This window comes from Limimaricola cinnabarinus, from assembly GCF_002723615.1.
GTDB classification, from domain to species: Bacteria; Pseudomonadota; Alphaproteobacteria; order Rhodobacterales; family Rhodobacteraceae; genus Limimaricola; species Limimaricola cinnabarinus_B.
On record NZ_KZ304990.1, the window covers coordinates 1 to 13,607 of the forward strand.

Sequence of the window (13,607 nt, forward strand, 5' to 3'; positions counted from 1 at the left end):
TTAGAGGCGGCAGCGTTGAAAAACGCCACGGCAGACGTGCCGTTCCTGCCGGGCTCCGCGCTACCGACCACCAAGGCACGGCCGAAGTCGCCGTCGGACATCGAGGCCGCGAAATTCGCGACGCAGAGGCCGGCGGGGCGCGAGACCATATCCATGGCGATCCGATTGCGCAGGCTGGTCGACAGCGCGCCGGGTCCTGCGGCGGGATCGATGATCGTGTCGAACGCCTCGAGCGGACAGATCGCCTCGAGACGCCGCAGGCAGCTTTCCGCAATGCTGGCGGCGGTGTCGAAGAAGGGGCGGGTGATGGGGGTCGTGGTCATGCTGTGTCTCCGGTTGCGATGACCGGGAAATTGGTCTCCTTCCGAAATCGCAAAATCCGCAGGTGAAGGTTTGAATCTTAATAAAACATACATTTAGGACGACCAGTGCATTTTTCTGAAAGGTCTTTGTAGCCGAACAGCAGAGTGTTGGGAGTGGCGGGGAGGCGCGCAAGGTCACTGATGTCCGGTCGGGCGCGACGGGTGCCGCCCGACCGGACATCAGCGCTCTCGCGAGCCAGCGGGACGGGCGGAGATAAATTCTCCGAAGGATCCTGCCCCATGCATTCGACGCTTCCTGCCTGCCAGTCATCGCAACCGGACTGGAGATCGACGCTGCGCGCCGGCGATATCGTCGCCTACCGTTTTCCGCATGAACGCGACGGCGATGAGCCACCGAAGGTGCGCCCTACGCTCGTGCTCGCCACCCATGTCGAGAACGGTCAGCGCATTGCGACGCTCGCCTATGGCACCTCGAGCGGCCGGCCCCGTGCGCCTCGCCTGCTGGTGCCGGTAACTGACCCGGACGAGCTGGCCTGCGCTTCGCTGCGCAAGCCGACCGTCTTCGATGCGGCGCGACGGCTGAGCGTGGCGCTCGACGACCCTGCGTTCGAGCCCCACCCCGTTTTGAATACTGCCGTCATCGGACAGCTTACCGGGGCCGCCGCGGCACGGCTCGCGCTTGTCCAGAGGCACGTCACGCGCGGATCTGATCGGCGGCCGCCTTGGGGTCGGGCGCGCCCCACCTGCGCGCCGGTCCCCATCAACCATTGCCGCAACCGGCCCCTGCTGTCCTGCAAGCCGCCCGACCGGCGAGACATCAACCTCCAGTCGGAAGGGTAGCGCCGCGTCCGTCGCGCGACCGCGGTCATCCAACACTCGGATCCCTGAACAAGGGGCAACTTCGGCCATCGGCTTCTGCGGGAGCTCACCGGAGTGAGAGCCCCCGCAGCATCCGATGCGTCCCAAGTCATCCGGAAAAGAGCCTCGAGACCTCCACCGCCAATCCGTTGCTGCCCTCCCATCTGGACGGGGCCGCCTTGTCGCCCGCGGCGTGCCGCCGGGCCCCACATCTCAAGGAAAGATTTCATGTTCGACACGTTCATCCCCCCTTCCGCTCTGCACCGGTTCGCCTGGCAATACGACGTCGCGCTCCAGAACGCGGCCTGGTGCCTCGGCGGTCAACCGTGGCTTCTGCGTGCGCAGCGCCTGCTCGACGATCTCCGTCAACCGGTGCCGCTGACGCGCAGGACCGCGCGCGATGCAAAGGCCCTGCTCGGCTTGCTTCGCCTCGAGCATGTGCATGACGACGGCCGCATCGAAGCAGAATGCTTCGCGGCGATCGATCCGACTTCGCCGCATGTCGAGGATATCTGCCTGCTTTCCGAAGCCCTGAAGGACGCGCTCTGCGCGGCGCAGTCGCAGCAGGAGACGGAGGCTTACCATGTGTGAGCGGTGTCATGGGAGCGACAGCCTCGTAGTGCGGATCAACCATGCCCTGGATGCCGCAGAAGCCACCGAGGCCGCTTTTGCAAAGGCCGAGAAGGCGCAGAGCCTGTCGCTCTCGCAGCAGCGCCAAGCCGCGATGCTGCGCCGGGAGCTGGCGCAGACCACGATCTTCTCGGCGCTCGACGTCGAAGCGTCCCGCACTTTCGCGGGCGACCTCGATGCAGCCATCCGCCAAGGCACGAAGCGGCATTACATCGCCGATGAGCATGCGGTCTCGGGGGGCTACGAGCAGCAAGTTTCGAACGAGGCCGCGATGGCGCTGATCGCCCTGCAGTCAGCGCTGAAGCTTCTCGTCGAACGGATCGACGCGGTGCGCAACCGGCTGCGCGCAGAGCAGATCGCGGCAGAGCTTCGAGGGTGAAAGGGCAGGGGCCGAGCACAAAGCCTCGGCCCGTGGCTGCATATGGGGAAAGCTCGGGCAGCCAGGTCGCTGCCAACATCTCCGTTTTCTCTTTTGATCGACGGACACGATTTTAAGTCAAGAGACCCGGAAAAATCACGGAAATGTTATAGTTCGTGATGAGTTTGCGAGGTGCCGAAAAAATCCCGACAATGGTGGTCGTTTCGAGCGGAATTCCCCTTGTTTCATTGGGCAACCATAAGCGCTTACGGGAAGCTGCGATGAGGAGCCCTCTGGTTTGAATCCCCCCGTGACAAAAGGGTTTTTTCTTAGCTAGTAACGTGCCGTGTCGCGAAGCACACCGACGACCACTAACGGCTCGGACGCTTAGCAAGCACGAATGGCATAAGGGCCTTGGCCGCCTTCGCGCCATGTCAAGACAAGAACAAAACAAGGAGCAGATACGGGCAAAAGAAAACCCTTCGAAACCGAGGCTCCAAAGGGCTTTCAAGTTCTCTAGCACAGGCTTGCTACCCGGTTTGAATCCTCGTTTCAACACCGTTTTGCGGCTCTGCCGTTTCACGGTGCAGGTCGTCCTTTGCCTTCTGAAATACGAATGATGCATCGAACTTACCTACCGGGCGCCCCGGCAGATCGGCAGGGCATGCCTGCCCGGCCTTTCAGCCCGGACGTTCCCTCATATTTGGATGTCCCCCCTTGGGGGATCGGGCTCACCCCTTCCACCCTCTACTGAAGCCCGCGGGGCTCGACCCTGTTCAAGACCCGATCGTCGGCATGACGCAAGCAGCGTGATGCCGCGCAATGCAAGGCATGCCTTGCGCCGGGGTGGCGCAGGACAAGCGGGTCAGATCGGAATTCTCAATCAAACCAAATCTCGCTCTGCCGTGACCGGCGGAGCGGTCCCTATCGGCATGCCAAGGAGACCACCATGCCCAACTATTGCGACAACCGCATCACTGTCACCGGCGAAGAAGAAGACATGGCCGAGTTCTACGAACTCGTGCAGTCCGACGCCTCCATGTTCGCCTTTGAGAAGGTCGTTCCGGAGCCAGCCTTCTTCGACCTGATGAAATCGGGAAAAATGGACTTTGTCGTCGATGGCGAAGTCCAGACCCATGGCCACTGGATCGAAGGAGAAGGTCTGGACGGAGAGAAGGTGGCCCGTCCGCTGTCGGAAGCGGAACTGGCCCAATTCAAGGGACTGGCTCGGCTTGATCCCGATTGCTGGCGTGACGCGCATTGGGGCACGAAATGGGGGGCGATCGACGTCTTCGAGGACACCGACGAGGAGACGGCGACCTATAGCTTCACCACGGCCTGGAGCCCGCCCCACGGAATCATCGAGGCGCTGCGGGAGAAGTTTCCCGATCTCGACATCGTCGCCTTCTTCGATTGCGAGGAAGATCAGGAAGCTGGCTACTACTAAACCAGCTGAATTGCTCTCTCGGCCGGGGACTGCGCACAGCAGTCCCCGGCTCCCCGATAACTTAAAACGTTCCCTGGAAGGTAAGCTCTTTCCGCGCCGTCGCAGAGGTTGCGGCTTGGCGCATGCACATCTCTCGCGACTGTCTGCACGAAACACCTCACTGACACCCCCAGCCTTCGCGGGGCCAAGCGCGCCTGGCTCTCCGAAGGGACGTTGGCGGAGGCTCCAGCTGTGCAAGGCACGATCATCCAACGTCTGACCAACTCCATTTTTCGCCTTTGGCAGACGGACCCAGATACTGAGAACACCAAAATCGACCAACCCAAAGGATCCACGATGCTGACCGTCACCCCCGCCTTCGCCTTCGTCCTGCCCCCGCGACCCACGTTTCCCACGCGTGTTCTTTCGCGCCTGCGTTCTTTGAAGACTGCCGCAAAGGATGAGCTTCTTGCGATCAGCCTCGCGCACGGCGTCGGGAAGCAATATCGCACCGGCTCGGCGTCCGAATATTCGTATGCCGTTGTGGCGAATGGAGATGGTCGGACCTGCGATGCGACCGTTTTCAACATGACGCCCGAGGCTCATGACACCGTCAAGGCCCTCACGGACAGCTGGCTTTCGGTGCATACCCCCGCGCGCTCCTACCTCGCCCTTCTCGGCAGGGCCGAGGGCAAATGCGAAACATTGCACTTCGAGAAGTTTACCGTCGTGATCGGCTCTGTTTTCGACCAGAAAAACGATACGGAAACGGTGAGCGATATCCGGGCGATCATTCACGCCGAGAAGTCGCTGGAAACGGCGCGACAGACAATTTCGGAAATGAAGGCGTATTTCTTGTTCATGCGAGAATTCAGCTCGCCTCTGAAGGCGTCCCGGATCGAATTCCCCCAGCCGAAAGAGCTTCTTAATGCAAATGTGAAAGCCCAATATTCGGAGGGCCTGCAATAATGCGTGAGCCAGAAACAAGACCCTGCGGCCATATCATTTCTTTCAATCAAGAAGTTGCTCATGGTGAAGAGAAGTCATTTCAGGCACGCATTTTTCGTCCTATGAGCGCCCTGCAATGGAATTTGCCACAGATTGATGGCGCGCAGCCTGGAGATATCGTCGGAATGATGTCATGTCACACCGCCAGGTTCTTCGATTATGCCGGGCTCGAAAGGCATCTCGAAGGCTTCTTGGTCTCAGAGAAAGATGAAGTCGAATTTCGCTGCTATGCGGATCTTTCGAACGGAGGCTTGAAGGAACGTGCGGCGCAAATCGCTTTGGAACACCTTTATATGGCTGAGCACGTGCACGAGGACGTGGTTCGCTACAAAATGATCGCGAACACTGATTATGATGACTATCGTATGTGCGTCGTGATCTTCGGGAAAGCGCGCGTTCTGTTCGACATGGCGATGATCGATGATCCGGACAGTATTGGGGAGGATGCGGAGGATTGCCCTATGCCATGGTCCTGCATCATCGAGCTCTACGAGCTGGACGATGATACGCCTGTGATTCCGAAGGCCGAGCAGTATCTCGAAATCGTTCGGAGCGTTCTCCCGTTGCAGCAACGAGCGCTTTGGCCGTCATTGGACATCAAGGGCTAATCAGAAATTTGATGCCTTGCGGGCAATATGACTTGCAGAGCATCGAACCAAGATACGAATTTGGTTCAAATCTCGGCTGCGGCTGCGGCTGCGGCTGCAGATCGCAGCTGCTTCTTTACATAACGTTCATTACACGCAAAAATCGTGCGTGTGGGTGGATTCACGTTCGAAGTGCAACTTCTGTATGGAAACAGATGGTTACATGGAGAGCAATCGATGGGCACCTGCTACGCACATCTGGATCTCGAAGAGCGCCAGAAACTCGCGCGGTGGCGCGAGGCAAAATTGCCGATGAAAGAGATCGCACTGCGGCTCGGCCGCTCGCCTTCCACGCTTTACCGGGAGATGCGGCGCAATCGCTTCGTGGATGATGAGATACCCCATCTGAGCGGCTACTACGGCATGACCGCGCAACGAGCTTACGAGAGGCGACGTGCCATCCATCGCAAGCTGGTCCGGCACCCGGCCGTGAAGGCTGCCGTGGTCGACCGTCTCAAGGCCGGCTGGTCGCCCGAGCAGATTGCGGGTCGGATGAAGCTCGAGCGCCACGCCACGTCCGTCAGCCACGAGACCATCTACCGCTACGCCTATTCCGGAGATGGCCGATCCGAGGCGCTCTATCGTCATCTGCCGGAGCACCGCCGCCGTCGCCGGCCGCGCGGCACGCGCCGCCACCATGGTCGCAGATTCAGCAATGAACACAGCATTTCGCTGCGGCCCGTGGAGGTCTCCGAGCGCCAGCAGTTCGGCCATTGGGAGTGCGACCTGGTGATGTTTCGCAAGGGGTTCGGCAAGGCCAACGTGACCTCCCTGGTCGAGCGCGTCAGCCGCTTCACCGTCTTGGCTAAGAACGCCGACCGGACCTCCAAGCCCGTCATGGAGACCCTGATCTCCGGCCTGAAGGCCCTGCCCCAACCCGCCCGCCGCTCCATCACCTTCGACCGCGGCACCGAGTTCACCGCCTGGGCGCATCTCAAGGCCGGTCTCGGCGTGGCTCCCTGGTTCTACGACCCGCAATCGCCGTGGCAGAAAGGCACGGTCGAAAACACCAACAACCGACTCCGAAAATATCTCCCCCGCAAGACCGACCCCACGGCGATCACGGATCGATATCTGACTTCGATCTGCGATCGCCTCAACGCCACGCCTCGGAAGTGCTTAGGCTACCGGACCCCGGCCGAAGTCTTCCGGGAAAAGCTGATGGAGGCGATGCAGTCAGGCGAGTAGAATGAGCCTGCCGGAATTGCGCTTCAGCGTGAGCTCACAAGCGGCGCGTGCGCTACCTCCAGCCGTGACTCTTGTTTGAAACAATGTCCTATCAAGCAGGAGTTTTCCAGTATGGGACGTGTCTACGCGCAGCTGACGCTCGAGGAGTGCCGCAAGATCGAACGCTGACGCCATGCCAGGGTGTCCGTGAACGAGATGACACGGGTAGCTGCGCCGACATCGCTCGACCATTTTCCGCGAGCTCAGGCGCAATCACTTCTAGGACCCCTGCCTGCCGAAGGTCATGGGCTACTTCGCCATGGCCGCGCAGCTGAGAACCCGCGATCGGCGTGCCCGCCAGCGCAAGCTGATCCGGCATTCGCTTCACCGTGCTTCTGAAGAACGCCGACAAGCGGACCCGGCCCATCATGGACAAGGTCATCGCGGTCATCCGCGCCCTGCCCCTACCGGCGCGCCGACCGATGACCTTCGGCCGGGGCGCCGCGATCGTCTCCTGGCCCCACCCGCAGGCCAAGATCGGCACGAGCAGCTGGGTCTGCGACCACTCCGCACCTTGGCAGAAGGGCCCGGTCGAGAACACCAACCGTCGCGCCCGCCGCTGGCTGCCCAGAGACCGCGACATCGGCCAACTCTCGGACCACGACATCCGCGAGATCTGCGATCGGCTGAACGCCACGCCCCGCAAATGTCTCGGGTGGAAGACCCCCGCAGAGGTGTTCCGCGCCAAGATGCTGGAGAAGAGACCGTGAGCGCCCTACCCTGAGATCACTGCGGAGTCGCGGTTCAAGTATCGCTCACACGTCCTGTTCCGAAACAACGACCGTAGCTCGAAGCAGTTGATGAACCGCCTGAACACCCTGCTGTCGCTCCTGTCCCTGTCCGCACGGCGCTCGATCACCTTCGACCGGGGGTTCGAGTTCAACCGCTGGCGTGATCTGAGAACAGGAATGGGCCCCAAGGCGTGGTTCTGCGACCCGCAAGCACCTTGGCAGAAGGGCTCGGTCGAGAACCTCAAGAAGCGCGCCCGCCGCTACCTGCCCCGTGATACGGCTATCGCCGCACTGTCAGACCACGCGATGGCTGAGATCAGCGCCCAGCTGAACGCCACACCAAGGCGCTGCCTCGGCTACCGGACACCGGCCGAGGCCTTCGCCGAAGAACTCCGTCAGCTCGACCGGTCCTGAACCCGTGTCGCAACCAGCATTGAATCCACAGCGGTTGATCGGGAGCGTCCTACGTGGACCACGGTCTGCTCGGGACCAAGGTCAGGCGCTCGATCTCTGTGGGCTCAATGTGCGTGACCGGCTGCATCATTGCCGTGAGTGTCTTTCCCATCCATGTTGTGCGCTTGGTCGGAAGCGCTCCCCTCCCTTGGGAGCTCTTCGAGGCGCAGGGTTTCTGCGTGCAGGTAAGAGATAAGGTCCGCCGCATCCTTTTCACCGAGACCGAAACGTGGCATGCGAACCGTGGGATACTCTTGGTCGAGCTTAACCGCGATGGGATCGCCCTCAGCCAGCATCCGGTCCGGCGTCCTGATGTAGCGCATGAGCCAATCGTGATCTCGCCTGAGCGTTACGCCTTCGAGATCAGGGCCGACGCGCACCCCGGCACCGATCGAATGGCAGGCGGCGCAGCCCTTGCTGAACAGGCCTTCTCCGACCCGGCTCTTTTCGGCAAAGCTATCGAGCGTGGCGCCGTCGAGAACCTTTGCGGGAGTCCTTGGCGGTTCCCAGTCCGGGTCGAGCGCGAGGATGTCGGCGGTCGCGGCCGCTAGATTTCCCATCAGCGAGGTGCGGCGCCATTCGCCGGTCGCGACATTGCCGATCAGCATGTCGCTGCGGTGGTCGCTCAGCCGCGTGCTGCGTTCGCCGAGCTTGTAGCGCAACTCCTCGACCTCCTCCGGCTCGCCGGTGAGGAAATACCAGCCCTCGCCGGCACCAAAGGCCTCGGCATAGGCGGCCAGTTCCTCGGGCGTGTCGCGCTCGGGGGTGAGGGAGATCGAGATGATGACGATATCCTCGCCCACGCGCTCGCCGAGCCATTCATACACCTTGGCCATCCGCGCGGTGGCGAGGCCGCAGATATCGGGGCAGTCGAGGTAGAAGAAATTGACCACCGCGATCCTTCCATCGAGCAAGTCATCTACGAAGCGGAGCTCCTGGCCCTCCTGATCCAGTAGCGATGTATTCGGAAAGTAATCCAGACCCCAGCGTCCGGGTAGGGCCGAGGTGGCGGCGAGCGTGGTCGCGAGAGCGATCGCGCCGAAGAGTGAACGCCGACGTATCATCCCCGTCTCCGCGGCTTGTCGTCATCATCATCATCACCGACCATCGGGTTTCCGGTATACTCCTTCGAGAACGGGTTGCCCTCGGGCAGGATTTCGGGGTCCCGGTAGGTCACGCCGTATTTCGAGGGATCGGGCGTCGGGATCACGCTAACATGCTGTGACGACTGGTTCGGATCATTGGGATCGGTCAAGACGTCATAGCGTGCCAGCATGGCCCAGTCCTCGTGAACCGTGTTGTGACAATGCGTTACGTAGGCCCCGCCATATTCCCCGAAGGTGACCTGGACCCGGACCTGGCCACCTGCTCCGGTGCGCCAGACATCCTTGCGTGCGCCGCGCTCGAGACGTGAGAGCCGGCGTCCGTCGCGGTCGATGGTAACGCCTTCCTCGAAATGAAGGTGAACCGGATGATCCCAACCACCGCTGCTGTTCTCGATGATCCAGTGCTCGGTCACGCCCGGCTCCGGGACAAGCATGCTGACTCGGTTGGCATTGAGAAAATGGTTCGACTCGCCGTTGACCCGGATCGTCCAACCGAAGCCCTCGATGTTCCGATCGTCGCAGTCGGGGAAGCACTCACCCGTTTCCAAACCTTCCTCTCTATCCGTACCCTTAAATTCGAGATGACGGACGCGGACCGGATCGACGATCGGGATCTGTTCGGTAAGCTGCGACGGAACCCGGCTGTAATCAGGATCGGAAGCGTAATGCTTCTTGCCGGGATTATCGACCGAATCGACTTCGCCCACCACGCGGAATTCGAGGAAAGTGCCCACGCCGGGGTCGTCGGTGTCCTGATCGATCGCGTCCCGCCGCGACAGGTACTCCTTCGGCTTGCCGCCTTCCTCGTGCTCCGCGACGTTGAGCATCCGGATCCTGCTCCCGACCGGGAACTCGCTGAAATCGACCACCACGTCAAAGCGCTCGGCCGTGCCCATCGGATCGAGCAGGTTCACCGAGACCGGGTTGACCATCAGGTTGCCGTCGGTGGCGATCACCTTCATCGGCACCCAGCGGTTCCTGTCGTTGATCAGCCCGGGCCGAATGAAGCGCGACATGCAGGCATTGAGCAATCGGAAGCGGTATTTGCGCGGCAACACTTCGAAGAAAGGCTTGTAGGCGAAATTGACCAGCAGCAGGTCGCCGAGGAAACCTATGGTTTCGAAGATGTCGAAGAAATACTGTCCGTCCTCGTCCAGCGCCGCGTCCGAAATCATCAGATTGACGTCGAAGTCGATATTGCCCCAGTCGAGTTCGGTCCCACTCGGCAGCCTGTGATTGACCCCGTCATCGAGGGCCTCGTTGCCGCGATCGGGGCCGCTATAGTAATTCAGCGCGCCGAGATGGCCCTTGTAGACGTTCTCGGCGGTGAAGAAGAAGCGATGGTCGTGGAACCATAGCGAGCTTTGCAGCTCGCGGTGATCCCCCTTCACATAGGTCAGACCGCCGTATCCGTCGGGCCCGGAGGCACGCGGATCGCTGGCATCGGTGTTGATCATGTCGGCCCGCGCCAAGGTCGTCGACCAGTGATAATCGTAGAACTGCCCGGGGTAGAAATGGGCATTGGAGGCCCCGTCGCTGGCCGATGCGTTATGAGCGTTATGGTTATGCGTGGCCATGCTGATCGAGCCGAAGCCATTGTTCTTGCGGCGATCCTCGGGCAATGCATTGTAATGACGGAATATGACCGGCTCACCGTAACGCACTTTCAGCAGCGGCGGTGGAAGCACGGATTCCTCTTCGCGACCGGTATTGAAGGTCCAGACGCTGTCGCGGTCCTGCTCTGGAAAATTGGGGTGGAAGGAATAGCCGTTCTGCAGCCGGCCCAGCGTCATGATGAACGCCTTTTGCGGGAGGTATTCCCGCCATCTCTGATGGGCGAAATACTCGCCCGGCGGCCGGCCCTCCATCGGGCCACCCGAGAACCGCGGATTGCGGTAGTCGTCGCCCCCGGATTCGGTGAACTGGGTGTGGTAGGAAAGCCGTCTTGCCTCCGGCTCGTCCAGATAGCCGGGAAAGGCCAGATCGAGCTCGTAGCCGTTCGGCTTCTCCGTGAGCTTGTGCGGCTCCTCCAGCCGCAGGCGCGGCATCCGATAGGTGAAGGGCATGGCACCGAAAGTCGGGCTGCGCGGCACGCCGGTCGGCACCGAGGCATAAGCGCTTGTTGCGAAGGGACTGAGGCCGTTGATGGTCGCCAACGTGCCGAGGCCGGTGAATATACCCCACTTGAACAACTCGCGTCGGCTTACATGGCCCTGCGTAAGAGCCTTGACGATTTCGGCACGATTGTTGCGAGCGTTTTGCGCTTCCTTTTTGCGGCGGCGGGATGCGTGAGGCTTGAGATACATAAATCCCTCCCGTGGGCGCTCCGCAAATTGCGAAGCGCCGTGCGAATATTGCCTCTCCCTATGATTGGTTAATGAGAAGAAATTGTCTATCGACCGAACGTCTTAAACAGAATTAGGGGCTTGTGTCAATCGGCGCCCAATTTTGACCCCCTATCGGCATCGAAAACTCACCCCCCCCCCCGGAGCGCTTAGGAAGCTGGTCCGAGACGGCGTAGCTTCCAAACGGCGCAGCCGGTCGTGCCAGCAATCATCCGGGGCTCATGCTCGAGTTTTGAAGCGCCAGCTCTCATTGCCGGTCTCTACGATGTCGCAGTGATGGGTGAGCCGATCGAGCAGCGCCGTAGTCATCTTGGCGTCTCCGAAGACGCTCGGCCATTCGCCGAAATCAAGGTTCGTGGTCACGAGGATCGAGGTCCGCTCGTAAAGACGGCTGATCAGGTGGAAGAGCAGCTGCCCGCCGGTCTGGGCGAAGGGCAAATAACCGAGTTCATCGAGGATCACGAAGTCCAGGCGACAGAGCAGATCGGTGGTGCGGCCTTGGCGGTCGGCGCGGGCCTCGGCATCGAGTTTGTTCATGAGGTCTACAACGTTGAAGAACCGCCCGCGCTTGCCGCCTCGAATACAGGCCCGGGCGATGCCGACGGCAAGGTGCGATTTGCCGGTTCCAGTCCCGCCGATCAGCACGACGTTGCGCTGCTGCTCGAGGAAACCTCCACCCACCAGGTCGCGGACCAGCGTCTCGTTGACCGGTGTCTCCTCGAAGTCGAATTCGTCGACCTCCTTGGCCAGCGGCAGCTTGGCGATGGTCATCTGGTATTTGATCGAACGCGCCTGCTTCTCGCTGATCTCGGCGCTCAGAAGGTCGCCGACGATCTTCTGGGGCTCGTGTTGCCGCTTCACGGCGGTGGCGATGATCTCATCATAGGCCGCCTTCATTCCGTAGAGCTTGAGCTGGCCCATCATGTCCAGCACCTGCGATCTTTCCATGGTCCGGTCTCCTGAGGCTGTCATAGCGTCTGCAATCGGCGACCGGCTCGCAGGTCAGACGCAGTGCGTCCGGCGTCGCGATGGTCAGGGGCGGCGCGGGCTCGCGGCGGCGGGCGAGGATATTGAGAACGACGGCGGAGGAATGGACCCCTTCTCTCAGCGCCTCGGCGCAGGCCGCCTCCACTGCGTCCAAGCCGTCGGTCAGGACCGCGCTGAGGATCTCGACCATCTGGCGGTCTCCGTTCGGGACGCGGCCGAGCTTGCGCTGCACCCGCCGCATCGCCGCCGGCAGTTCCCAGTCCTTGAACGGCGCCCCGTTCCGGAGCGCGCCGGGCTTGCGAGTGAGCACCGGGACGTAATGCAGCGGGTTGTAGATGTCCTGGCCGCGACCGAAGGCGCGGGCATGCTCGCCGACGATCTTGCCGTCCTGCCAGATCTCGATCCGTTCGGCATAGGCGCGGATCTCGACGGCCCGACCGACCGCGCGGGCATCCACCGAGTAGCGGTTGCTGTCGAACCGCACGAGGCAAGTCTTTGACACCGAGGCCGGGACGGCGTGGAAGCCGTCGAACCGGCCAGCATAGGGCACAAGGCTCCGCCGCTCCTCCTCGAAGACTTCCCACGTTGTCCGCTCACGCAACTCGGGATGCGGGTGCCTCTTGGCCCAGGCGACACAGCGGTCCTCGAGCCAAGCGTTAAGCTCGGCGTAGCTCTTGAACCGCGGCCGCGGCACGAAGAACCGCCGGCGAACCACGCCGACCTGGTTCTCGACCTGGCCCTTCTCCCAGCCGGAAGCGGGCGTGCAGGCGACCGGATCAACGAGGTAGTGCCCGCACATCTGCTGGAAGCGGCGATTGTAAGCGCGGTCCCGGCCCACGAAGATCGCATCCACAGCGGTCTTCATGTTGTCGTAAATGCCCCGCGCGCAGGCTCCGCCGAAGAAGGCAAAGGCCTTGTCGTGCGCGTCAAAGACCATCTCCTGCGTCTCGCGGGGATAGGCGCGCACGAACAGCATCCGGCTGTAGCAGAGCCGGACATGCGCCACCTTCACCGTCGTGGTCACCCCGTCGATCAGGACAACCTCATGGCTCCAGTCGAACTGGTAAGCTTCACCAGGATCGAAGCTCAGTGGCACATAGGCGGCAGCCGAGGCTGCGCGCTCGGTCCTTGTCCATGACGAGGCATAGCGCCGGACGGCATCGTAGCCGCCCTCGTATCCAAGCGCCTGAAGCTCCTCGAAGATCCGGATGCGGGTGAGCCGGTCGCGCTTCTGCTTACGGGCGTTCTCCGCCAGCATCCGGTCGAGATCGACCTTCCAAGGCCCGATCTTGGGCTGCGGCTGGACGCCGCGCTCATAGCTGAACTCCGTCACCCCGGACCGGATCACCCTGCGCACCGTGTTCCGCGACAGGCGCAGTTCCCGGCAGATCTGCTTGATAGGCTTTTTGTCTTGGAAATATGCCCGACGGATCTTCGCGATAGTTTCCACGACCAACATCCTGCACCTGCCCCCGGTTGCCCCGGGAGCATCATCGCCACCGATGTAA

The 13,607-nt window shown here is 61.6% G+C and carries 12 protein-coding genes and 2 pseudogenes; 9 read left to right on the forward strand and 5 right to left on the reverse strand.

Annotated elements, in window-relative coordinates:
- A partial coding sequence (locus CJ301_RS17620) for a hypothetical protein (protein ID WP_162620614.1) occupies positions 1 to 323 on the reverse strand: 323 nt, incomplete at its 3' end.
- 279 nt (positions 324 to 602) lie between these two features.
- Here CJ301_RS17620 and CJ301_RS17625 point away from each other — a divergent pair.
- The 9 genes and pseudogenes from CJ301_RS17625 to CJ301_RS17665 form a co-directional block, all read left to right on the forward strand.
- Positions 603 to 1,163, forward strand: coding sequence for a type II toxin-antitoxin system PemK/MazF family toxin (locus CJ301_RS17625; protein WP_099278660.1), 561 nt, complete (start codon positions 603 to 605; stop codon positions 1,161 to 1,163).
- 246 nt (positions 1,164 to 1,409) lie between these two features.
- Complete coding sequence (locus CJ301_RS17630; RefSeq protein WP_099278661.1) at positions 1,410 to 1,772, forward strand: hypothetical protein; 363 nt, start codon at positions 1,410 to 1,412, stop codon at positions 1,770 to 1,772.
- Positions 1,765 to 2,190, forward strand: coding sequence for a hypothetical protein (locus CJ301_RS17635; RefSeq protein WP_162620615.1), 426 nt, complete (start codon positions 1,765 to 1,767; stop codon positions 2,188 to 2,190). The genes CJ301_RS17630 and CJ301_RS17635 overlap by 8 nt, the downstream gene beginning before the upstream one ends.
- A 928-nt stretch (positions 2,191 to 3,118) precedes the next feature.
- Positions 3,119 to 3,616 carry a hypothetical protein gene (locus tag CJ301_RS17640; RefSeq protein WP_099278663.1) on the forward strand — a complete coding sequence of 166 codons (498 nt, stop codon included), beginning with the start codon at positions 3,119 to 3,121 and terminating at the stop codon, positions 3,614 to 3,616.
- Positions 3,617 to 3,952: 336 nt separating this feature from the next.
- Positions 3,953 to 4,564 (forward strand): hypothetical protein, encoded by a 612-nt coding sequence (locus CJ301_RS17645; RefSeq protein ID WP_099278664.1) that lies wholly within the window; start codon positions 3,953 to 3,955, stop codon positions 4,562 to 4,564.
- The gene (locus CJ301_RS17650) at positions 4,564 to 5,211 is read left to right on the forward strand and encodes a hypothetical protein (RefSeq protein ID WP_162620616.1); all 648 of its coding nucleotides are present in this window, start codon (positions 4,564 to 4,566) and stop codon (positions 5,209 to 5,211) included. The genes CJ301_RS17645 and CJ301_RS17650 overlap by 1 nt, the downstream gene beginning before the upstream one ends.
- A gap of 216 nt (positions 5,212 to 5,427) precedes the next feature.
- Complete coding sequence (locus CJ301_RS17655; RefSeq protein ID WP_099278666.1) at positions 5,428 to 6,438, forward strand: IS30 family transposase; 1,011 nt, start codon at positions 5,428 to 5,430, stop codon at positions 6,436 to 6,438.
- A 111-nt stretch (positions 6,439 to 6,549) separates the two neighbouring features.
- Positions 6,550 to 7,187 (forward strand): annotated as a pseudogene (locus CJ301_RS19420) (helix-turn-helix domain-containing protein).
- A gap of 36 nt (positions 7,188 to 7,223) precedes the next feature.
- Positions 7,224 to 7,622: pseudogene (locus CJ301_RS17665) on the forward strand (IS30 family transposase); the annotation flags it as partial.
- Between the two features lie 104 nt (positions 7,623 to 7,726).
- Here the strand turns inward: CJ301_RS17665 and CJ301_RS17670 are convergent.
- The 4 genes from CJ301_RS17670 to istA form a co-directional block, all read right to left on the reverse strand.
- Positions 7,727 to 8,725, reverse strand: coding sequence for an SCO family protein (locus CJ301_RS17670; protein ID WP_099278668.1), 999 nt, complete (start codon positions 8,723 to 8,725; stop codon positions 7,727 to 7,729).
- Positions 8,722 to 11,073 (reverse strand): multicopper oxidase family protein, encoded by a 2,352-nt coding sequence (locus tag CJ301_RS17675; protein ID WP_099278669.1) that lies wholly within the window; start codon positions 11,071 to 11,073, stop codon positions 8,722 to 8,724. Before CJ301_RS17675 ends, CJ301_RS17670 begins: the two co-directional genes overlap by 4 nt.
- A gap of 258 nt (positions 11,074 to 11,331) precedes the next feature.
- On the reverse strand, positions 11,332 to 12,060 hold the full coding sequence (gene istB / locus CJ301_RS17680; RefSeq protein ID WP_099278670.1) for an IS21-like element helper ATPase IstB: 729 nt from the start codon (positions 12,058 to 12,060) through the stop codon (positions 11,332 to 11,334).
- Entirely contained in the window at positions 11,993 to 13,558 is a 1,566-nt protein-coding gene (istA, locus tag CJ301_RS17685) for an IS21 family transposase (protein ID WP_099278671.1), read from the reverse strand. Before istA ends, istB begins: the two co-directional genes overlap by 68 nt.
- Positions 13,559 to 13,607 lie beyond the last annotated feature (49 nt).

What these genes read in the sequence shown, in the direction of transcription:
- CJ301_RS17640 (WP_099278663.1), top strand. Translation starts at nt 3,119, where the DNA reads ATGCCCAACTATTGCGACAACCGCATCACTGTCACCGGCGAAGAAGAA.
- CJ301_RS17650 (WP_162620616.1), top strand. Translation starts at nt 4,564, where the DNA reads ATGCGTGAGCCAGAAACAAGACCCTGCGGCCATATCATTTCTTTCAAT.
- istA (WP_099278671.1), bottom strand. Translation starts at nt 13,558, where the DNA reads ATGTTGGTCGTGGAAACTATCGCGAAGATCCGTCGGGCATATTTCCAA.
- CJ301_RS17675 (WP_099278669.1), bottom strand. Translation starts at nt 11,073, where the DNA reads ATGTATCTCAAGCCTCACGCATCCCGCCGCCGCAAAAAGGAAGCGCAA.
- CJ301_RS17645 (WP_099278664.1), top strand. Translation starts at nt 3,953, where the DNA reads ATGCTGACCGTCACCCCCGCCTTCGCCTTCGTCCTGCCCCCGCGACCC.
- CJ301_RS17625 (WP_099278660.1), top strand. Translation starts at nt 603, where the DNA reads ATGCATTCGACGCTTCCTGCCTGCCAGTCATCGCAACCGGACTGGAGA.
- istB (WP_099278670.1), bottom strand. Translation starts at nt 12,060, where the DNA reads ATGGAAAGATCGCAGGTGCTGGACATGATGGGCCAGCTCAAGCTCTAC.
- CJ301_RS17630 (WP_099278661.1), top strand. Translation starts at nt 1,410, where the DNA reads ATGTTCGACACGTTCATCCCCCCTTCCGCTCTGCACCGGTTCGCCTGG.
- CJ301_RS17670 (WP_099278668.1), bottom strand. Translation starts at nt 8,725, where the DNA reads ATGATACGTCGGCGTTCACTCTTCGGCGCGATCGCTCTCGCGACCACG.
- CJ301_RS17655 (WP_099278666.1), top strand. Translation starts at nt 5,428, where the DNA reads ATGGGCACCTGCTACGCACATCTGGATCTCGAAGAGCGCCAGAAACTC.
- CJ301_RS17635 (WP_162620615.1), top strand. Translation starts at nt 1,765, where the DNA reads ATGTGTGAGCGGTGTCATGGGAGCGACAGCCTCGTAGTGCGGATCAAC.